This is a genomic window from Alteromonas sp. S167 (genome assembly GCF_036864375.1).
Taxonomy (GTDB): Bacteria; Pseudomonadota; Gammaproteobacteria; order Enterobacterales; family Alteromonadaceae; genus Alteromonas.
Map to the genome: position 1 here is coordinate 214,360 of NZ_JAZETR010000001.1, position 21,470 is coordinate 235,829.

General features: G+C 44.1%; 13 protein-coding genes. 8 read left to right on the forward strand and 5 right to left on the reverse strand.

What is annotated here, in order from left to right; translation table 11 throughout:
- The 3 genes from dnaE (at window position 1) to tilS (ending at window position 5,978) form a co-directional block, all read left to right on the forward strand.
- Window positions 1-3,465 carry a DNA polymerase III subunit alpha gene (gene dnaE, locus V7R35_RS00920; RefSeq protein WP_334012695.1) on the forward strand — a complete coding sequence of 1,155 codons (3,465 nt, stop codon included), beginning with the start codon at window positions 1-3 and terminating at the stop codon, window positions 3,463-3,465.
- Between the two features lie 68 nt (window positions 3,466-3,533).
- Window positions 3,534-4,490, forward strand: a complete 957-nt coding sequence (accA, locus tag V7R35_RS00925; protein ID WP_334012697.1) for an acetyl-CoA carboxylase carboxyl transferase subunit alpha — start codon at window positions 3,534-3,536, stop codon at window positions 4,488-4,490.
- Between the two features lie 54 nt (window positions 4,491-4,544).
- Window positions 4,545-5,978, forward strand: coding sequence for a tRNA lysidine(34) synthetase TilS (tilS, locus tag V7R35_RS00930; RefSeq protein WP_334012699.1), 1,434 nt, complete (start codon window positions 4,545-4,547; stop codon window positions 5,976-5,978).
- A gap of 115 nt (window positions 5,979-6,093) precedes the next feature.
- On the opposite strand, the gene V7R35_RS00935 is transcribed toward tilS, so the two are convergent.
- Entirely contained in the window at window positions 6,094-6,993 is a 900-nt protein-coding gene (locus V7R35_RS00935; RefSeq protein ID WP_334012700.1) for a GGDEF domain-containing protein, read from the reverse strand.
- 365 nt (window positions 6,994-7,358) lie between these two features.
- Here V7R35_RS00935 and V7R35_RS00940 point away from each other — a divergent pair, with 365 nt between their 5' ends.
- Window positions 7,359-9,326 carry a cation:proton antiporter domain-containing protein gene (locus V7R35_RS00940; RefSeq protein WP_334012701.1) on the forward strand — a complete coding sequence of 656 codons (1,968 nt, stop codon included), beginning with the start codon at window positions 7,359-7,361 and terminating at the stop codon, window positions 9,324-9,326.
- Window positions 9,327-9,494: 168 nt separating this feature from the next.
- On the opposite strand, the gene V7R35_RS00945 is transcribed toward V7R35_RS00940, so the two are convergent.
- The gene (locus V7R35_RS00945; protein ID WP_334013249.1) at window positions 9,495-9,722 is read right to left on the reverse strand and encodes a hypothetical protein; all 228 of its coding nucleotides are present in this window, start codon (window positions 9,720-9,722) and stop codon (window positions 9,495-9,497) included.
- Between the two features lie 333 nt (window positions 9,723-10,055).
- Between V7R35_RS00945 and tadA the strand changes: the two genes are divergently transcribed.
- Window positions 10,056-10,619 carry a tRNA adenosine(34) deaminase TadA gene (tadA, locus tag V7R35_RS00950; RefSeq protein ID WP_334012703.1) on the forward strand — a complete coding sequence of 188 codons (564 nt, stop codon included), beginning with the start codon at window positions 10,056-10,058 and terminating at the stop codon, window positions 10,617-10,619.
- A gap of 373 nt (window positions 10,620-10,992) precedes the next feature.
- On the opposite strand, the gene mltF is transcribed toward tadA, so the two are convergent.
- Window positions 10,993-12,375 (reverse strand): membrane-bound lytic murein transglycosylase MltF, encoded by a 1,383-nt coding sequence (gene mltF, locus V7R35_RS00955; protein WP_334012705.1) that lies wholly within the window; start codon window positions 12,373-12,375, stop codon window positions 10,993-10,995.
- A 176-nt stretch (window positions 12,376-12,551) separates the two neighbouring features.
- On the opposite strand from mltF, the gene purL reads away from it, so the two are divergent.
- Both purL and V7R35_RS00965 read left to right on the forward strand, forming a co-directional pair.
- A complete protein-coding gene (gene purL / locus V7R35_RS00960) occupies window positions 12,552-16,439 on the forward strand; it encodes a phosphoribosylformylglycinamidine synthase (RefSeq protein WP_334012707.1) in 3,888 nt (1,295 codons plus the stop codon).
- Window positions 16,440-16,694: 255 nt separating this feature from the next.
- On the forward strand, window positions 16,695-16,835 hold the full coding sequence (locus V7R35_RS00965) for a hypothetical protein (RefSeq protein ID WP_334012709.1): 141 nt from the start codon (window positions 16,695-16,697) through the stop codon (window positions 16,833-16,835).
- Between the two features lie 104 nt (window positions 16,836-16,939).
- Here V7R35_RS00965 and smrA read toward each other — a convergent pair whose 3' ends face one another.
- Window positions 16,940-17,527, reverse strand: coding sequence for a DNA endonuclease SmrA (smrA, locus tag V7R35_RS00970; RefSeq protein WP_334012710.1), 588 nt, complete (start codon window positions 17,525-17,527; stop codon window positions 16,940-16,942).
- A gap of 152 nt (window positions 17,528-17,679) precedes the next feature.
- On the opposite strand from smrA, the gene V7R35_RS00975 reads away from it, so the two are divergent.
- Complete coding sequence (locus tag V7R35_RS00975; RefSeq protein ID WP_334012712.1) at window positions 17,680-18,174, forward strand: hypothetical protein; 495 nt, start codon at window positions 17,680-17,682, stop codon at window positions 18,172-18,174.
- 74 nt (window positions 18,175-18,248) lie between these two features.
- Here the strand turns inward: V7R35_RS00975 and V7R35_RS00980 are convergent, their stop codons facing one another.
- The gene (locus tag V7R35_RS00980) at window positions 18,249-21,449 is read right to left on the reverse strand and encodes a carboxypeptidase-like regulatory domain-containing protein (protein WP_334012713.1); all 3,201 of its coding nucleotides are present in this window, start codon (window positions 21,447-21,449) and stop codon (window positions 18,249-18,251) included.
- Window positions 21,450-21,470 lie beyond the last annotated feature (21 nt).

A 21,470-nucleotide genomic window follows, 5' to 3' on the forward strand; every position in this document is an offset into this window, starting at 1 on the left:
ATGTCATCGCCATTTATTCATTTACGCGTTCACAGCGACTTCTCAATGATGGATGGGCTTAATAAAGTTAAGCCTATATTGGGCAAAGTGTCGGCCCTTGAAATGCCCGCTGTGGCAATCACTGATCAAATGAATATGTGTGGTTTGGTGAAGTTCTATTCTGAGGCGCACAACTTAGGCATTAAACCCATTATCGGTACTGATTTCTGGGTAACCAACGATATTTTTGGCGACGAACCCTTCAGACTCACGCTTTTAGCGATGAACAATGAAGGCTATAAGAACATTACCATTCTTATATCTAAAGCATACCTTCGTGGGCATTTGTCACATCGAGCTGTCATCGATCAAGAGTGGCTTGCTGAACACAGTGAAGGGGTTATTGTGCTTTCGGGTGCGCAGCACGGTGATATTGGCGTGGGTTTGATGAAGAATAACGCCAAAATTCTTGAGGGTGCCTTAGCGTTTTATAAAACCCATTTTCCAGACCGTTTTTATTTAGAGCTTATTCGTACCGGCAGGGCAGGCGAGGAAGATTACCTTCACTTGGCCGTTGAGTTTGCTGAAGCCCAAAGCCTACCTGTTGTAGCAACTAATGAAGTTTGTTTTATTAATCAAGAAGGGTTTGATGCACACGAAATTCGCGTGTGTATTCACGATGGTTACACGTTAGACGATAGCCGTCGCCCTAAACGCTACAGCGACCAGCAATACTTGCGCACCGCTGATGAAATGATTGAGCTGTTTAGCGATATTCCAGAAGCAATAGAAAATACCGTTGAAATAGCAAAGCGCTGTAACGTTACCGTTCGATTAAATGAATACTTCTTACCCCAGTTTCCCACGGGCGGTATGACCACGGAAGACTTCTTGGTTAAAGTATCCGAAGAAGGCTTAGAAGAGCGCCTTGAGTTCTTATTTCCCGATGAAAATGTAAGAAAAGAAAAGCGACCGGAATACGATGATCGCTTGCGTATAGAGCTTGAAGTAATAAACCAAATGGGTTTCCCAGGTTACTTCCTTATCGTAATGGAATTCATTCAATGGAGTAAGGATAACGGTATTCCAGTAGGCCCTGGCCGTGGCTCTGGTGCTGGCTCATTAGTGGCTTATGCGCTTAAAATCACCGACCTCGATCCATTGGAATTTGACCTGCTATTCGAGCGATTCTTAAACCCCGAACGTGTATCAATGCCAGACTTCGACGTCGACTTCTGTATGGATAGACGAGACGAAGTAATCGACCACGTTGCTGAGCTTTACGGTCGTCAGGCGGTATCGCAAATCATTACCTTTGGTACGATGGCGGCAAAAGCGGTTGTGCGCGATGTAGGTCGAGTTTTAGGCCATCCTTACGGTTTTGTTGATAGAATTTCTAAACTTATTCCACCCGACCCGGGCATGACGCTTGAAAAGGCGTTTGCCGCAGAGCCACAGTTGCCCGAAGTGTACGACAGCGATGAGGAAGTAAAAGACCTTATTGATATGGCGCGTATTCTTGAAGGGGTAACGCGAAACGCAGGTAAGCACGCCGGTGGTGTTGTAATAGCGCCAACTACCATTACCGATTTCTCGCCACTTTATTGCGATGACGAAGGTAAAAACCCGGTAACACAATTCGATAAGAACGACGTTGAAACTGCGGGCTTAGTAAAATTCGACTTCCTAGGCCTCAGAACGCTCACCATTATTCAGTGGGCTATTGATATGATCAAAGAAGGGAAGAACGTTGATGTAGATATCAGTGCTATTCCTTTAGAAGATCCGAAAAGCTTTAGAACCTTACAAAACGCAGAAACCACCGCAGTATTCCAGCTTGAATCTCGCGGTATGAAAGAGCTTATAAAGCGCCTTAAGCCCGACTGTTTTGAAGATATTATCGCATTGGTAGCACTATTTCGCCCTGGACCATTGCAATCAGGCATGGTAGATAATTTTATCGACCGTAAGCACGGACGCGAAGAAATCTCTTACCCAGATGCTGAATACCAGCACGAGTGTTTGCAAGAAATTCTAGAGCCTACCTACGGCATTATCTTGTATCAGGAACAGGTAATGCAGATAGCTCAGGAAATGGCGGGCTACTCGCTTGGTGGCGCCGACTTACTTCGTCGTGCAATGGGTAAGAAAAAGCCAGAAGAAATGGCTAAGCAGCGCGGTACGTTCGCCGATGGTGCTAAGGGAAATAACATCGACCCAGATTTGGCGATGAAGATTTTCGACTTGGTAGAAAAGTTTGCAGGTTACGGCTTCAACAAATCGCACTCTGCAGCATATGCATTGGTGTCTTATCAAACACTATGGCTAAAAGTACATTATCCGGCTGAGTTCATGGCGGCGGTAATGTCGGCTGATATGGACAACACCGATAAAATTGTAACCCTTGTAGATGAATGCGAACGCATGGGTATTGAAATTTTACCACCAGACTTAAATGTGGGTAAGTACAAGTTCACGGTAGATAGCGAAGGGCGCATTGTTTACGGTATCGGTGCCATTAAAGGTGTGGGTGAAGGTCCAATTGAAGCCATAATTGAAGCGCGAGAAACGCAGGGTGCGTTTAAAGACCTTTTCGATTTTTGTGCAAAAATAGATATTAAGCGCGTTAATAAACGGGTATTAGAAAAGCTAGTGCTCGCAGGCGCGATGGACAACTTAGGCCCGCACCGTGCCACGCTTATGGCGAGTCTACCAGAAGCGCTGGCTGCAGCCGGTCAACATGCGAAGGCTGAGTCGTTTGGTCAGTCTGATATGTTTGGACTATTAACCACCGAGCCTGAAGATGTGAAACAAGCTTTTGCAGATGTGCCTGAATGGCCAGAAAAAGTATGGCTAGAGGGTGAAAAAGACACGCTTGGCTTGTATTTAACCGGCCACCCAATAAATCAGTATGCAGACGAGCTTCGCTATTATACTGATGGCCGTTTGGTAGATTTGAAACCTACTAATAAGGATCAAATGGCAAGCGCGGTGGGTTTAGTACTTGGCGTTCGCGTAATGACAAACAAGCGTGGCCGTCGCTGGGCCATAGTGACACTGGATGATAAGAGTGCAAGAATAGACGTACGTTTCTTCCCCGATATGTACGAACAGTTCGAAAGTGTGTTAGAAAACGACAGAATTTTGCTTATAAAGGGACAGGTCAGCTTTGATGATTTCTCTGGGGGCAATACAATCACCGCCCGTGATGTAATGGACATTGTTCAGGCACGAGAGAAAAACGCGAGAGCGCTGGCGCTAAACATAGATACCCAGTTGCTTGAACCAAAGAAAATGAGTCAGATGCAATCTATCCTGCAGGCATTTAATGGTGGAAGTTGCCCTGTTCAGCTGGCTGTGACACACCCCGATGCAGAAGTTACACTCGCATGCGGAGCAAAATGGTATGTTACACCGGAAGATCAGCTCTTACACGACCTCAAACAGTGTTTGGGAGAAAAAGCCGTTTCAATACTCTACCATTAGCGGTCAGAGTTCGATAGATTGGACATCTCGCGTTTGCATAGACGAGCGTAGTACGAATAGGACATGAAATGAGTATACAGTTTTTGGACTTTGAGCAGCCAATAGCCGAATTAGAAGCAAAAATTGAAGAGCTAAGGTTGGTGAATCAAGGTGGCGAATTTGATGTAGGTATTGAAGAAGAGATCAATAAGCTTCGTGGTAAAAGTGCCGAACTTACCAAGAAGATCTTTTCTGACCTTGGCGCATGGCAAGTATCACAGCTGGCCCGCCATCCAATGAGGCCTTATACGCTTGATTATATTCCGCGTATTTTTACCGAGTTCGATGAACTAGCCGGCGATCGCGCTTTTGCAGATGACAAGGCTATTGTAGGTGGCCCAGCAATGCTAGATGACCAACCGGTAATGGTGATAGGTCATCAGAAAGGCCGCGATACCCATGAAAAGATTAAGCGCAACTTTGGTATGCCGAAGCCCGAGGGCTATCGTAAGGCGCTGCGCCTTATGAAAATGGCTGAACGTTTTAATATGCCTATTATTACGTTTATCGACACGCCGGGAGCATACCCAGGTGTTGGTGCTGAAGAGCGTGGACAAAGTGAAGCGATTGCTAAGAATTTATTTGAAATGGCCGAGCTTAATGTACCTATCATTTGTACGGTAATTGGTGAAGGTGGTTCGGGCGGCGCACTAGCAATTGGAGTAGGTGACCGTGTGAATATGCTTCAATATTCCACATACTCTGTAATTTCACCTGAAGGCTGTGCCTCTATTTTGTGGAAAAGCGCTGAAAAAGCGCCACTTGCTGCCGAGGCAATGGGTGTCAGTGCACCGCAAATTAAAGAACTGGGTCTAATTAACAATATTGTTGAAGAGCCGTTAGGTGGCGCCCATAGAGACCACAACTCAATGGCGGCTAACTTAAAAGCCGTGATTAAGCAGCAACTTAACCAGCTAAAAGAGTTAGATAAAACCAAATTGATGGATGAGCGTTATTCACGCTTAATGTCGTTTGGTTATTGCTAAACATCTCAAGCTCAATAAGTAATAGAGGTATTGCCGGTAAGTGAACTTTGATCTGTGAAAAGTGAATTAGAAAACGCGCATGAGCATACCGTAAATGCACAGCATGTTGCTACACACATAGCTAAACATGTAGCGAAGCGTATAACCCATACACTTACCGAATTTAACCTTGCTATCGATACACCGCTCGTTGTCGCATTCAGCGGCGGTGTAGACTCTTCAGTTCTCTTTCATGCCGCTGTTAGCTTACGAGACCAAGAAGGTGGAGAGCTACATGCCGTTCATGTTCACCACGGGTTAAGCGATAACGCAGACGCATGGGCACGCCACTGTGAATTGCAGTGTCGTTTGAGCGACGTTAATTTTCATCTTGCTACTGTTGAAGTGGCGCAGGAAAACCGAACAAGTCTTGAAGCTCAGGCGCGCAAAGCTCGATATGAAGCGCTGCTTCGCGTTTGTAAAGAAGTTAACGGTGTATTGCTGCTTGGGCAGCATGCCGAAGATCAGCTTGAAACGGTATTACTTCAATTAAAACGCGGTGCCGGACCTCAAGGCCTTGCTGCAATGGGCGAAGCGACTTATCGCGATGGTGTACTTGTTTTGCGCCCTATGCTGTCGTTAGAAAAGCAAGCTATTGTGCAATATGCCAAGCAAGAAAATATCGCTTGGGTGGAAGATGAGTCCAACGCACAAAATAGCTTTGACAGAAATTTTTTGCGTAACGACATTATCCCTCAGCTGGTGGCGCGCTGGCCAAAGCTTGCAAAAACGGTAAGTCGAAGCGCCGAATTATGCGCTCAGCAGTCCGTATTATTAAATGATACAGCACAGCAGCACTTGCAGCGTTGTATGGTATCTGAAAACCAATTAAACGGTGACGCATTGGCATCGTTGTCTGTACCATGGCAAGCCAATGTATTAAGAGCGTGGTTTACCAATCATGCTGAATTACCGCCCAGTAAAGCTCAAGTTGATGAAGTAATTAAAATGCTTTCAGCGAAACAAGACGCTACGCCAGAAGTGCTTTTCAAATGGGGAAAGGTGGCACGTTTCCAACACGATTTATATTGGGTTGAAAAACAGCAGGTCTTGCCGGAAAAATATCTGATCATTGAAAACGGAAAGCCAGTGCAGCTGCCTTGGTTGGGTATAGTAATAGTTGTTGATGTGGAAGACACTAGCGGCTCTGAGATGGATACTTACTTCAAAGACAACGTCACAACTTCATCTTCAGCTATTCCGTGTATTCGTCTGGAAACAAACAAACGCGCTTTGAAAGTAAAACCCGAAGCTGCCAGCGTGACGAAAAGTTTGAAAGACTGGTTTAAGGTGTGGCGAGTGCCTTTGTGGGAGCGCGATGGCGTGCCAGTAATTTATATTAATGATAAACCTGTGGCACTAATACTTAATAAAACAGTCGAATGGTTTGAGCCCCGACAAGCGGGGATAAGTATTAAGTTAACAGGTGACTTGCTTATAAATACTTAAAAACGTGTTGAAAACATCACAAACGTTTTTCAGTTAATAGCAAAAAGCGGCAATTCACTGCCGCTTTTTTGTGCTTTTATTGTTGCCACTTTCTGTGACCCCGTTCTATTGCTCGTTACGCAGCTTGATAAGTATTTTTACCTGCATTCTTCGCGCTATAAAGCGCGCTGTCAGCGCGGTCGAAAAGTGTGCTTGTAGTATCGCTATCTCGATAAATTGCGCCTCCTAAGCTACAAGATACGCCCATTCTCGCTAAATAGCTTGAGCCGTTTATCTTTGCCTGAATACGTTCAGCGGCACAAGCTAGTTGTTGTTGATTTTGACAATCAAGCAAACAGCAAAACTCGTCTCCACCGAATCTAAATGGCTCGTCCTCATCACGAAGCACATTTATAAGGAGGGAAGCGACATGAGCAAGTACTTTGTCGCCCTCGCGATGACCAAAGTTATCATTCACGTATTTAAAGTTATCTAAATCGATTACGAGCAATGCGAAAGTTTCGCCATGTCTCTGCGCCCACGCCTGCTGTCTAATCATTGATTGTTCGAAGCCGCCGCGGTTGCTTAATCCTGTCAGTGCATCCTTTGTTGCCATCTGCTTTAAGCGCAGGTGCTCTACGGCATGTTTTACTTGTTTTCCAAATAAATCATGAAGTTGGAATAATGTTTCTCGTTGCGACAATGACAAGGGTGAACTAATGTAATAGTAGGCTTGAGCTTGTTCGCCAGATATTGAAGACACGTTTTTAAGTGGTAAATCAATTAACGTTGAAGATACCTTGGCGTGACCGAACACCCAGCGGGCATCAAAGTCTGAAAGGCTTAGGCCTACAACAGGTAAAAGTGTATTTAGCTGTTGATAATAAAGAGCGCCTAGCTCTTGTAACTCAAGCGTAGAGAGAAGTTGCGTTATAAAACCGCTAAGTTCGCTAACCGATAGCGCGTTTCCGATACTCTCAGCTGGATAAAAGTTGTTATGTTGTGTGCTATCGTAGATAGGCGTTGATAAATCCACGGTAATACCTCATGCAAATGTGCTTCGATATGCAAAAAATAAGCGTCAAAGCCCTGACGAATCTGCGGCGAGTAAGAGCCTTTAGAAGCCCTTATATCGCTGGCAGCGGCAAAACTTGCCGGATTTGCATCTGTTAGCAAGGCAGTTGCAAACTGAATGCCAACAGTAAAATTGACGCTGCTATATATGAGCTCAATAAGAACTTCATAAGCCTTCAGTGAATGAGATATACAAGGTATGTTTGTTGTTTTTAGATTCGAGATAAACTGGGCGCTCGCCGTTAAAAAAGGTGACAGATAATAAGCAATAAGAAAAAGCGAATTTCGAGGGTGAGCTAGCTAAAAGCCGTGGGCTATGGAGGTTGTGTGGGAACTAGTTTTTTAAATATTGTACTGTTAATGTTTATCTCAGTTTGCGCAGTGGCATTGTTCAAAAGAGTACATTTACCGCCAATTTTGGCATATCTTTTTGCCGGCGTATTGGCCGGCCCTCAAATTCTTTCCGTTTTTGCTCACCCAGAAGAAATGCATTTACTGGCAGAGGTGGGCATCGTTTTTCTTCTTTTCTCTTTAGGGTTGGAGTTCTCTTTACCCAAACTACTTGCCATGCGCTCATTAGTTTTTGGAGTAGGCCTTGGTCAAATGGTCTTGACCACCGCCGTTTTTACTTGCGTACCTTATTTTCTTGGCATTGGGCTAAGTGCATCAATCATTATTGGCGGAACTTTAGCGCTAAGCTCGACGGCAATTGTAATAAAGCAAGCCACGGAAATGGGCATACTGAATAATCGCAGAACACAGCTTGCTGTAAGTATTTTATTGTTTCAAGACCTTGCTGTGGTGCCCTTTTTAATTGCTATTCCGCTGTTGGCACAACAAGGAGAGGTCAGTATTGCAATGGCTTTGGGTGGGGCATTGCTCAAAGGCTTATTTGTTATTGCATTCTTGATGTCTGTTGGTAAGTGGTTACTACCTTGGGTGTTTCGTGAAATAGCGAGGACACGAACCGATGAATTGTTTGTTCTCACCACCATTCTCATTGCTTTATTGGCCGGTGGGCTGACGTATTACTTTGGCCTTTCCATGGCGCTAGGGGCTTTTCTTGCGGGAATGATGTTAGGTGAAAGCCAGTATAAATATCAATTAGAAGCCGATATCAGGCCATTCCGAGATATCTTGATGGGGCTGTTTTTTGTAACGGTTGGCATGCAACTAGAGCTTACCGTGTTAATGAACAGTTTGTTTGAAATCGTTTTCGGTGTGTTTGCGCTAATGATAGTAAAAGTGATCTTGGTTCGGGCTGCGTCAGTGTTAGTAAAAACTGATGCGGTAGATGGCTGGTCCGCAGGTGTAAAGCTTTGTCAAATTGGTGAATTCAGTTTTGTTATAGCAGCATTGGCAACCACTCATGGTGTACTTACCAGTGAACAATCCTCACTAATTGTATGTATGGGCGTAATCAGTATGGCGCTTACGCCATGGCTTATGAATAACAGTGTATTAATAGCAAAGCGCATCGTTAACAAAGATACTCTTGTCGATGAAGAAAATCATCCATTACACACCGAGCTATTACGTAACCACGTTATTATTTGTGGCTTCGGACGCGTAGGGCAGTCGGTTGCGCGAATGCTAAAAATGGAAGGTATTAACTTTGTGGCAATTGATATGGATCCGGTGCGTGTTCACGAGAGCCGAAATGCGGGCGAACCTGTGATTTTTGGTGATGCAAGCCAAAAAGACATTCTGCAAAGTGCTAACCTTAAAACAGCCAAACTGGTTTTGGTGACATTTGACCAAGTAGATAAAGCGAAGCAGGTCATTACACAAGCGCGTTCCTTAGTAGACACCATAGACGTAATGGTGCGAACAAAACGTGACTATCAGCTTGAAAGCTTGTATACCGCAGGCGCTAATCAGGTAGTGCCTGAACTGCAAGAAGGTAGCCTAATGCTGGTATCTCAGGTTCTGCATTATGCTGGAGTCCCAATGTCGCGAATTTTAAAACGAGTCCGTGCAGAACGAAAAGGTCGCTACGATCATATGCACGGTTTTTACCCAGGCGAAACAACTGAAATTACCTATGGAACGGAAGATAAGTTGGAATTTATCCACGCCATTGTGCTGTCTGAACATGCGTCGTGTATTGGTAAATCGCTAAAACAAATAGACTTTGAACGTATGCGCGTGAGTGTGAAAGGGCTAAGAAGAGATGGAAATGAAATTAAAGACCCCGATAGTGACGCAGTTTTAAAAGCCCATGATGTGTTGGTAATAGCAGGTAAACCAAGACGCGTTGAACGTGCCGAAAGGCGACTGCTTGAGGGAAGTTAGTTCATCTTTGTTTGACGCTGTACGAATACCGCTGCCCAAAAAGTTGAGCAGCGTTGTTTAAAGCCTTATCCGATAGGGACTAGCGAATATTAACGCGCCGCTTGCTATAAGCAGTTAAGTGCAGATATTGATAAAAAAGACGGCTTAAAGTCAACGTTGTCAGTAAGACTACGCAACACGGTCTTTTTCTAAATCTGCAAACTGTTTTTTAAGGTCGTAACGTTCATCGGTTACAATTTTTTCAAGTACAGAAACACGTTCTTTTAGTTCAGCAATCTCAGCTTTGTAAGCATCCGCTTCTTTGGTATTCAGCTTTTTACCTTTTTTATCTTTAGCACTTTCGATTATAGTAACAAGTGCCCAAGCACAAATGGCAACAATAGCAACGGCAGTCATGTTCACGGCGGTATCCCTCTCTGGTGATGTTTAAAAAGTGTAGTTGAGAACAGGGTATTTCGCCTGCCCTTCTATTTTTCTACTTACTGCGATAGCCCTTTTGTTACTATAACCACTATCGGTCATATTTTTTAAGTAAAAGATGTAACGGTTTGCATATCGCAGCGTATTTAGTTCGGTTAGTTTAGCTACTATGTAAGCTACTATGCATTATTTGCAAATCTGTTGCCAAGTGACAAAAGTCATTAATTATTAGCTGTTTAAGTGTTTTTTATATTGCGTGAAGCACTGCCAGTTAACGTATTTCACCACCCGAAGTAGTAAAATTGACGAATGAGTAACGAAAATAGTCACAAAAAACAGAACAGTGCTGAAAGTGAAACGCTTTTAAGCCCAACTACCGAGCATGACGTGAAATGGATGCGACATGCCCTTGCTTTAGCAGACAGGGCAGAAGCTATTGGTGAAGTGCCTGTTGGCGCATGCGTTGTATTAAATGATGAGGTGATAGGAGAGGGGTGGAATACACCAATAAGTGATAATGACCCGTCAGCTCATGCAGAGTTGCGTGCGGTAAAGGACGCAGCACAACACATCCAGAACTATCGCTTGGTTGACGCTACGTTATATGTCACCCTTGAACCTTGCTCTATGTGTGCGGGAATGCTTGTGCATGCTAGGGTTAAACGAGTGGTGTTTGGTGCGTGGGACGCGAAAACAGGCGCGGCGGGTTCAGTAATGAATTTACTTCAACATCCTGCGCTTAACCATCAAGTCGATATTCAATCTGGTGTACTTGCTGATGAATGCGCTACAAAGTTGTCGCAGTTTTTTCAAAAGCGCAGGAAGGAAATAAAAGCGGCTAAAAAAGCCAAAAAAGAAAGCCAAAAGTCCTAGTATCTTAGCTAATAGAATCTCGGCTAATGTTATCTCGTATAATAGTATCTTGGTTAATAAGTATTACGGTTAATAGGTATCACGGCTAGTTAGCAGGGCGTACCAGTTGGGTAAATAAGTCGGTGGTTACAAATAGCTTGCGGCGTTGTAATACTTTTTGGTGACAACGTTTCAACATCATTCTACGTCGATTGTTATTTTTCAATGGTGTTCCTTTTCTCATAAAACGGTTTTTCTTCATTTATCCTCCATGCAGCATCTTCTTGATAGCAATACGGGACAGCTAGCCTCACGTGAAGCGATATTTTTACTGTACATAAGTAAGATGACACCGAAATGACAGTTATCAAGCCATTGATGGTTTGCGTTGAGCTTAAATTTTACCCTGTTCGTCGAGCCACACTAAACTATCGTAATAACGACGTATGTTTTCGACATAGGTTAATGCTTCATCTCCACGAGCATATCCGTATTTCGTAGTACGGTAATACTTTTTCTGGCGCAGCTGCGGTAGTCGGCGTTTAACATCTACCCACAAGTCAGGATTTCCTCCCTGACGTTCTGTAAGGATCCTTGCATCTTCAAGGTGTCCCATACCAATGTTATACGCGGCCATTGCCATCCAGGTTCTATCTGGTTCACCAATACGGGCTGGAATACGCTGAAGAAGGCTTGCAAAGTAGCGCGAACCACCGCGAATGCTCTGTTCTGGATCGGTTCTATCGTCAACATTCCAGTCGCTCGCAGTATCGAGTGTGAGCATCATTAACCCTCTAACGCCTGTGCGTGAAACTGCATCGGGTTCCCAATGACTTTCTTGGTAGCTCATGGCAGCAAGCAAACGCCAGTCTAAATCTCCTGAGTACTGTTTAAACAATGCTTCATATTGAACAAGGGTATGTTCAGCGGCAGCGTTAAATGCGCGGCTATCGACATAATCAAACTGGCGAATGTGCCCAAAATATTTGTCTTCTAAAACCGTAAACCACCCCGACTGATGCACGGTACCAAAGTATTCAATAAGCGCTGCTTTTACTGAATCATCTTGGTTGCGGGGCAGGGCCCATGCCATGGGCATGGCGTCGTTAACAGTAAAAGCAACAGCAAGGTTTGGATAGCGACGACGCTGTAAAGCTAAACGGTTACTGTCGGCCACAGTATATGAAATATCACCAAGCGCGACTTGTTGAAGCAGTTCTTCTAAATCAGAATCTTCAGTGGTAACAAGCTTATTTTTATCCCCCTCGCTATTTGTGTTTTCTAGCGCTTGGTAAAGTAGAAATGACTGACTGCTGCCTGTCACCGATACCACTGGTGCTTCAAGGTCTTGCATACTGCGTGGACGCGCTGTGCCCGCTTGAAATACCAGCTGTTGTTTAACTTGTTGATAGCGAGGGCCATAGTCAAATCGAGCCATCAACTGGCTGGTAACAGCATCACCCGTTGCTACGATATCCAGATTACCGTCTTCCAACTGCTGCAGCATTTCGTCGTAATTGTAAAAAGGATAAACGTCGAGCGTTACGCCTAAATAGTCGGCAAAACCAGCTAGCAATTCGTATTCAAAACCCTGAGGACCTTCCGCACCGTTATAATATGTTGCTGCGCCATAAACCGTGCCTACTCGAATAGATTCACGTTCAAGCAGTGATGATAATGCCGTTGGCACGTGTGGCGTACCACAGCTGAACAAAAGTGCAGTAAATGTGATTACCAAGAATGTTTTTAATCGCTTTTTATAGCCGTCTTGCTGCATAAACCTTTACTTATTGTTATTAAACCAACTAAGTTTAAAAAAAACGTCATGTTAGCGCGTTATGAGGTTACCAAGGAATGATATTTACTCTATAATCCGCGCCGAAATACTCATCAATCCAAGAGGCAACGGGTCGCATTGGTGGTCGTTGTTTCTAACAAACCAGGTAAAACAATATGTTGGTCCTAAGAGGCGCTCCCGCACTATCAGAGTTTAACCAAACTAAACTGATTGCAAAGCTGGGTCAATCCGGCGTTAAGGTGAAAAACCTTTACAGTGAATATGTTCACCTAGTCGATTCCCAAGGTGATTTGTCTAAGCAGCACATAGAGATACTAGAAAAGCTGCTCACTTACGGCCCCGCGAGGCAAGCACAATCACCTTCTGGAACCCTCTTCCTTATTACTCCTCGCCCCGGCACTATCTCTCCCTGGTCTTCTAAAGCCACCGACATCGCTCACAACTGTAACTTAAAAGAAATCAATCGCATTGAACGCGGCTGTGCCTTTTATATTGAAACGGAAACCGCATTAAGCGAAAGCGATTATGCGCATGTTGCAAGCTTTCTACACGACCGAATGACAGAGTCGGTATTTACGCAAACAGCAGACGCAGCAGTATTGTTTATGCAAGCCGAAGCAAACACCTTTGCGACGGTTGATGTATTGGGTGAAGGCAAAGAAGCACTTGTTAGTGCAAACTTAACATTGGGCCTTGCACTCGCTGATGATGAGATTGATTACTTATTCGATAGTTTTACGAAACTGGGTAGGAACCCAACTGACGTAGAACTATATATGTTTGCTCAGGCAAACTCTGAGCATTGCCGACACAAAATCTTTAATGCAAGCTGGACCATCGATGGTGACGAACAAGAAAAGTCACTGTTTAAGATGATTAAAAACACGTTCGAGCTACTGCCTGACCACGTTTACTCTGCATACAAAGACAACGCAGCAGTAATGGAAGGCTGGCAAGCGGGCCGTTTCTTCCCTAATCCTCAGTCTCATCAATATGAATATCACAATGAAAACATTGATATTCTAATGAAGGTGGAAACGCACAACCACCCAACCGCCATTTCACCATTTCCAGGTGCAGCTACTGGCTCTGGCGGTGAAATTCGCGACGAAGGTGCAACAGGCCGCGGCTCAAAACCAAAAGCGGGCCTAGTTGGTTTTACCGTATCAAACTTGCGTATTCCTGGTGCAGTTCAGCCGTGGGAAGCTGAGTATGGCAAGCCACAGCGTATTGTTAGTGCTCTTGATATTATGATTGAAGGGCCGCTAGGTGGCGCAGCATTTAACAACGAGTTTGGCCGTCCAAACCTGCTGGGTTATTTCCGTACGTACGAGCAAGAAGTAAATAGCTTTAACGGTGTTGAGGTGCGCGGTTACCACAAGCCAATTATGCTTGCCGGTGGTTTAGGTAATATTCGTCGTGAACACATTGAAAAAGGCGAAATTACAGTAGGTGCCAAGCTTATTGTTTTAGGCGGCCCTGCAATGAACATTGGCCTTGGCGGTGGTGCAGCGTCGTCTATGGCATCTGGTCAATCAAACGAAGATCTAGACTTTGCTTCAGTACAGCGTGATAACCCTGAAATGGAGCGCCGTTGCCAAGAAGTCATCGATGCATGCTGGCAGCTGGGTGATAATAACCCAATCCAATTTATTCACGACGTGGGCGCGGGTGGTTTGTCTAACGCGCTTCCGGAACTTGTGAATGACGGCGGTCGTGGTGGTAACTTTGAGCTACGTAAAGTATTGTCTGACGAACCAGGCATGACGCCGCTTGAGCTTTGGTGTAACGAGTCGCAAGAACGCTATGTATTGTCAGTAGCCCCTGAAAATCTGCCTGTTTTTGAAGCAATATGTGCACGTGAACGCGCACCTTTTGCGGTAGTAGGTGAAGCAACAGCAGAGCAGCATCTTAATCTTAATGACAGCCAGTTCGATAACAAACCTATCGATATGCCCCTTGATGTATTGCTAGGTAAACCACCTAAAATGCATCGCGATGTAACGTCTTCAACCGCTAATTCTGCGGCATTAGACGATAGCGGTATCACTCTTAGCGAGGCGGCTGAACGTATTTTGTCGTTGCCAACGGTGGCGGAAAAAACCTTCCTAATTACCATTGGCGATCGCTCGGTGACAGGTTTGGTAAGTCGCGATCAAATGGTAGGTCCTTGGCAGGTGCCGGTTGCTGACGTTGCGGTAACTGCTTCTGCGTTTGATACCTATCACGGCGAAGCAATGTCGATGGGTGAACGTACACCAGTAGCACTGCTATCACATGGAGCATCTGCTCGCTTGGCGGTAGGTGAAGCACTAACTAACATTGCTGCAGCAAACATTGGCGACATTAAACGTATTAAGTTATCGGCAAATTGGATGGCCGCGGCAGGTCACCCTGGTGAAGATGCAGGTCTTTACGAAGCAGTAAAAGCGGTTGGTGAAGAACTTTGTCCTGAGTTAGGTTTAACCATTCCGGTGGGTAAAGACTCAATGTCGATGAAAACCGCGTGGACAGATAACGGCGAAGACAAAGCGGTAACGTCACCGCTTTCACTTGTTATTTCTGCCTTTGGTGCGGTTAAAGATATTCGTAAAACGGTAACGCCACAACTGCGCACTGATAAAGGCGATAGCCGTTTGTTACTTATTGATTTAGGTGAAGGCAAAAACCGTTTAGGTGCTAGCTGTTTAGCTCAGGTTTATACGCAGTTAGGCGATAGCCCAGCAGATGTAGTTTCAGCGACACGTTTAAAAGCCTTCTTCGATGCCATGCAGGCGCTTATCGAAAAAGGTTTGGTTCAGGCATATCACGACCGTTCTGACGGTGGTTTATTCACTACTGTTGCAGAGATGGCGTTTGCCGGTAAAACCGGGGTAAGTGTTAACCTTGATGCATTGTCTGGAAGCGATATTGCGGTACTCTTTAACGAAGAGCTTGGCGGTGTTATCCAGGTACTTGAAAGCGACATTGATGCGGTTAATCAAATCTTTGCACAATTCGATTTAGGTGCGTTAACGCACGATATCGGAACGCTGAATGCTTCAGATACTATTGAGTTTGCTCGTGACGGTGCTTTTATCCTAACTGATAGTCGCGTTTCTATGCGCACAACGTGGGCACAAACTACGTTTGAAATGCAAAAACTACGCGACAACCCTGCTTGCGCTGAACAAGAACACGCTGCCAAGCAAGATTCACAAGACCCAGGTTTACATGTAGCGTTAAGTTACGACGTAAACGACGATATTGCGGCGCCATACATTGCCAAAGGTGTAAAACCTAAAGTAGCTATTTTACGAGAGCAAGGTGTTAACTCGCATCTAGAAATGGCAGCGGCGTTCACCCGTGCTGGCTTCAACGCAATAGACGTACACATGAGCGATGTTTTGTCAGGCCGTGTTACGCTTGAGCAATTTGCGGGGCTAGCTGCATGTGGAGGTTTCTCTTACGGTGACGTACTAGGTGCAGGTGAAGGCTGGGCTAAATCAATTCTGTTCAACAGCATGGCTCGCGATCAATTTGAAGGCTTCTTTAACCGCGAAGATACATTCAGCTTAGGCGTTTGTAACGGATGTCAGATGCTTTCAAACTTGAAGTCACTTATTCCTGGCACAGAGCACTGGCCTCACTTCGTAACTAACCAATCTGCGCGCTTTGAAGCACGCGTAGCCATGGTTGAAGTGATGGAGTCGAAATCGGTACTGCTAGATGGTATGGCTGGCTCACGTATGCCTATTGCTGTTTCACACGGTGAAGGGCAGGCCGAGTTTGCAAATGAGCAAGCCCTAAGTAACGTAGGTCAGCAAGTAGCAATGCGCTATGTTGATAACTATGGCAACCCGACTATGCAATATCCGGCTAACCCTAATGGTTCGCCACAGGGTATAACAGGACTTACCTCACAAGACGGTCGTAGCACTATTATGATGCCTCACCCTGAACGTGTATTCCGTGCTGTTGCTAACTCTTGGCGTCCAGACGACTGGCAAGAAGACGGAGCCTGGATGCGTATCTTTAGAAATGCACGAAAGTTTGTGGGTTAATAAAGAAATTTCATAGTACAAAGCAGGGGGAAACCCCTGTTTTACTGTAGGTGAAAATAATGTCTAATTCATTCATGTTTACTTGATAGGCGTCAATGTTTTGGCAAAGCGTCAATATTCCGATTTTAGGTCTTGTCATCAGTGTGTCACTGTTTTATTGTATGTCTTGCAAGGAATGCGCGTGAGTCACAGGAGTTTAGTTGAAGTAAATCAGTATCGCTCAGCGTGCTGGTTTTAAATAATAAGAGACGACCAATGAATCGTTCTTCAAAAGGGTTTGGCTTAACCGGAGTCGCTGTTGCTGTAGTGCTGATGTTTGTTACTGCTGTGTTTAGCACTTCTGCAAAATCTGCCGAAGCTCCATCGCCGCTAAGTGTGCAGTCTTCAGTTAAGTAGTCTGAAAGAAAAATTCGAGGGCCCGTATCAAGATATTGATACGGGCCTTTATCATTTATACGCCCCACATTTTAAGTGTGGACAACTAGCTTTAGTGTGAACTTTTAGCGTTTTCTATTGTTTTCTCTGTTGATCAACTTCTGATCAGGATGCTTCTTAAGCAATACATAAGTGGCACCAAACCCACCATGCATAGGTTGAGCGGTATGGAAAGCAATCACTTCTTCAAGCTCTTTTAGCCAGTGATTTACGTAGCTCTTTTTTAATCCAGGAAATGGCTTGCTGTTAACCCCTTGTCCGTGTTGAATGAGAAGTGCTCGCACGCCGCGCTCATGGCTCTGCTTTATGGTTTGGTATATGCGATCGCAACTCTCTTTAACCGTTAGACCTTTTAGTGAGACCTTCACTTCTAACGGATATTTCCCCAGCCTAAGTTTCTTAAATACACCGTCTTGGATCCCTGGCTGCTGAAAGGTAATGAAATCATCTGCAGGGACCGGCTTTACACCTTCCATGCTTAATGGGTTTAACAATTTATCTCTAATACTTGCCTTTGCAGACGCGCGCTTTTTCTTTTCTTCTACCGCACTTTCAGCGTTGTGCAAGTTTGCCACATCGTCATTTTTTATGGGCCTTACGTCTTTCATTTCATCAAAGAACGAACCTACATCGTCGTCATTATCGAAGGTCATGTTGCTTCTCCTTACATGGCGTGTTCTTTGGGACTACAAACTATCCTAAAGTAGGGGCGTATTTATATTTTACAATGATACAGTTACCTTTCGGCAAAGTATAAATTATAGGTTATACTTACTGCGTACTAATATATTTAGGTGCTCATTAATTGCGTTTTTTCATCATTAGTTTGGTCACATTTTCTAGCGTTACTTTTGCTGCTTCGAAGCCATTTCAAGCATCAGTAGTTGCGTTTGATGAGGCTATAATTAATGAATCAAATCCACTTCATTTTGGCACTATCCTAACCAATGCAGGCGCATCGTGCTCACTAGATAGCTCTGGTAGCACTTCTGGATCTTGCGCAAGTGTAGATGCAAATATTGCGGTTGGCGTAATAAATTTATCTGGACTGGTAGCAAACCAATCTTACCAGATAGAGGTTGTGGGCAGCGACAATGGGGTTATTCGTTTTAGCCCGGCAATTTCTGTAAATAGCATAGAAACGTTCGACGATGACAGCAATCAGGTCGTGAGCACTACAACGACGCCCTCAACAAGCGATACTGATATAGTTGTATTTGGAAGCCTTGAGGTTTTAAGCCAGCTTACGGCGGGGGCAACTTACAATGCAAACTACACAGTTAACGTTAGTTTCCAGTAATCATTAGCCATACATTCAGCCATACATTCAATAGTTACATAGCTACATAATTACCAGAATCACATACAGCAATATTATCTGGGTAACACAGCATCTTTGTTAACTTTGAATGGTTGCTTTCGATACTCACTATCAAAGTAATCATCTGTACAGTCATTGTCGGCATTCATCGGTGCAATAAGTCGATAAAACTCAGCATTATTCTTTTTATTTGGTAATAGCATCAGCGCTTGGTGCCTGAAAAGTATTTCAGGGTTAATAGACGATTTCGAATAGTAAGCTGAAAGCTGGCATAACACGGTGTTTGGTGTGTTTTCTATGGCCGATAAAGACTGCTCTATTCGCTCTTCTAATGGTGTGTATACAGCCTCTTTTCGCCATTCATTCCCAACGTAACGAGATACAGGACTTACAAATGCATTGCTGAATGCGGGGTGTGTTTTGATAGTATCTAAAAACGCGTTTGCTGCGTTAAAGGAATCAAACTGTCCCACTGTGACATAAGTCATAGCAACGTTGTGGTTTCGGTAATACTGAATAGCATTAGTCGGTACGGGTAGCTGTTTCAATACTTCGTGAATAGAGCGGGCGTGTCTAAATATACCTACTTGGATTTCATAGGAAACATTGGTTTGAACACTAGGTTCAGTCATAACAACTTCAGCGTTATCATTGGCGTCGTCTGTGGGCAGCATGACTTGAATGTCATCTAGAAAGATAACATCACCTTCTTCTGGTGCAATAAATTCAATTTCACCATTTTGTACAACAAGGTTATTCCTCTCTAAATATTTATCATCCACCAATAGTTTGTATTTACCTGGTGGAAGTCTATCCATATAGAAATAGCCATCACTTTCAGTTCTTGTTTGAGTAACAACGGTATAATCTTCATCCACAACGTTAAGTAACAGGTTAGGGGCACCGCGGCTACTTGTCGAACCAACCAGATATACCGTACCTTCAACGTCATTTACGGCCTGTACTGCAAGTTCAACTCGACTAATGCCACCACCGTGGGTCTGAACGTCAACGAGGTTATCGGTCGGTACCATAAACGGGTCGGGTAGTGATGAGGGCTTAATTGATAAGGACTGCGTCATATGCCCAGTGAGCAGCCTAGCTCGGCCATTTTCGTTAGTGTAGTTATTTTTCCAGCGCGCATGTCCATCAAATTGAACGCCTTCAATAGCGTAGTCATCACCATCAAACGCGTTATTTCTGTTTTTATCAAAAAATGCAAATGCATCAACACGACCTGCAGAGGTTGTTGCTGCGCGATCATAGCTAAATGAACTCGCATAGGGGTCGTAATTTATATTGCCTGTGAGCGTTAGGTTAAAAGACCAGTCTCCGCCTTCTGCAACACTGGCACCCATACCAAGGTTAAACGAATCAAAGCTCCAGTTATGCGTGTGCAGAAGCTCCAGTTTACTTGACCCGTTAGCTCTGTACTGAAGTCGAGTTTCTCTATTTTGTTTTAGCAAATATGGCCATCGAAGCGCAACATAAAAAGATTCAGTGTCAAAATGCTCTGAGGGTTTAAAATCCCAAGAACTCGCTACCTGCCAGCCTTCAATTAACTTTGAATAATAAAGGCGCCCTAGTAAGGATGATTGCTGATTATCGGTGTAGGTTAATCCTCCTGAGGCAGTGCCACCTAAAAAGGTATCATTGAGGGCTAATGAGACAATATTCTGCTCATCGCGGTTAGAGAAAGTACGTCTTGATAAATTGGCATTCCAACCTAGTCGATTGCCAAAAGTAGTTTTGCCGTTGAAACGCAGTGCAGTTTCACTTTCTAGCCCTCGAGCTTCATCGAACCTGTGACTTACAAAGTCGTTTAGTTGACTGTGCGTAAAGTTAAATGCGAGGTTGCTATCTATGCGTCCACTCCAGCCAAAAAATGCACCTATCCCTCTGTCTTTTTGTTTTGTTATTGATGCGTTTAAGGCTGAGCCAACAAACTGGGTGTCTATACTGGCAGCGAAGTATGATAAAGGTTCATCGTTGATCCAGATTTTTTGAGTTGAAGCTGAAATAGTGGTTGAGTCGGTTAAACCATACCCTAATTTGGCTATAGTCGATTTGCCTAAGCCAACATCAGATATTTGTCCGTCGAGTAGTCGGTACTGGTTGTCACTTGCGCCTAAAAAAAAGTTTACACTTCCGCGTTGCGTTTGGTCCTCACCCACACTGATGGTTTGCGTTCTTGTTTCTTGCTGTCCTTCAGGTCCGTAGAGTTTCAGTTCAAAAAGGTTATTTCCATAAAAGGTATCCACATCTTCGAAAACCACTCTGTTTTGTTCGTCGCTGAACTTTTCATCAATAAACTGACTGTTCCTAAAAAGCTGAACGCGCCATCCGGGGAGTACGAATTCTTCTATGGTTGTTTTCGAAAAGTTACGCTGGCCGCGCTGATTGGCGTTGTGAAGTACAAAGCCTAGCGATTGTGAAGGATTGGTAACAAGGTTATCACCTAATAGTTGAATATCACCAAACTCATAAGTTAGGCCCGTGTTTGGGTTGCCGAAACTCGTATCCCTAATATGGCGTGAAAAACGTAAAAAATGATTACTTTTATCGTTGACTCGGCTAACTCTAAAATTTGTTGCATGGCTAGCAAGGTCAAACGCCGAATTAAAATTAATACTCGTACGCTCAGATTGAGAGCGCGTTTTACTTGCAGCAATGCGATAGCTAACCAGCGGCGATGTATACCATTGATATTCATCATCTATAGTGCGGTCAGCAAAAGCGTTATCTGGCTTGAAAAAGTTAGGAATATGGATAGCGTTGTCTTTCTTATTCGCATCAAGTGAGTTACTGAATAAATTAAGATGTAGCAGAGATAGGTTATATTCGTACTCTACAGAGAGAAGGCTAGGGATAAGTTCTACATCTATATAAAGGTCAAACTCGTCTGTAGCCCAATAAAAAAGCGCAGACGGGTCTTGCATATTTTCGAAATTTATTTCAAAGCTACAAACTTGGCTCTCATTTTCATCGCTGTAAGCCAAATAGCCAGACTGAATATTTAATTCCCAGTCCAAGCTCATAGCATCAATAAAAAGTGATGCAGGAATTAGTAGTCTGTCGTTAACAGCATAAACATCAAAACCATCTAAAATAGGTTGGCCATTCAGTCGAAGCACGCTTATAAGAAAGTCATCGTCGCTTAACGTTACTTTTTTAAACGATGAAGGTGTGTTACATACTTCTGCATAACTACAAAAAGAGAGAAGAATACAGCATGCAGCACACCACAACCTCATAGAGAATTTTGTCCGCAAATA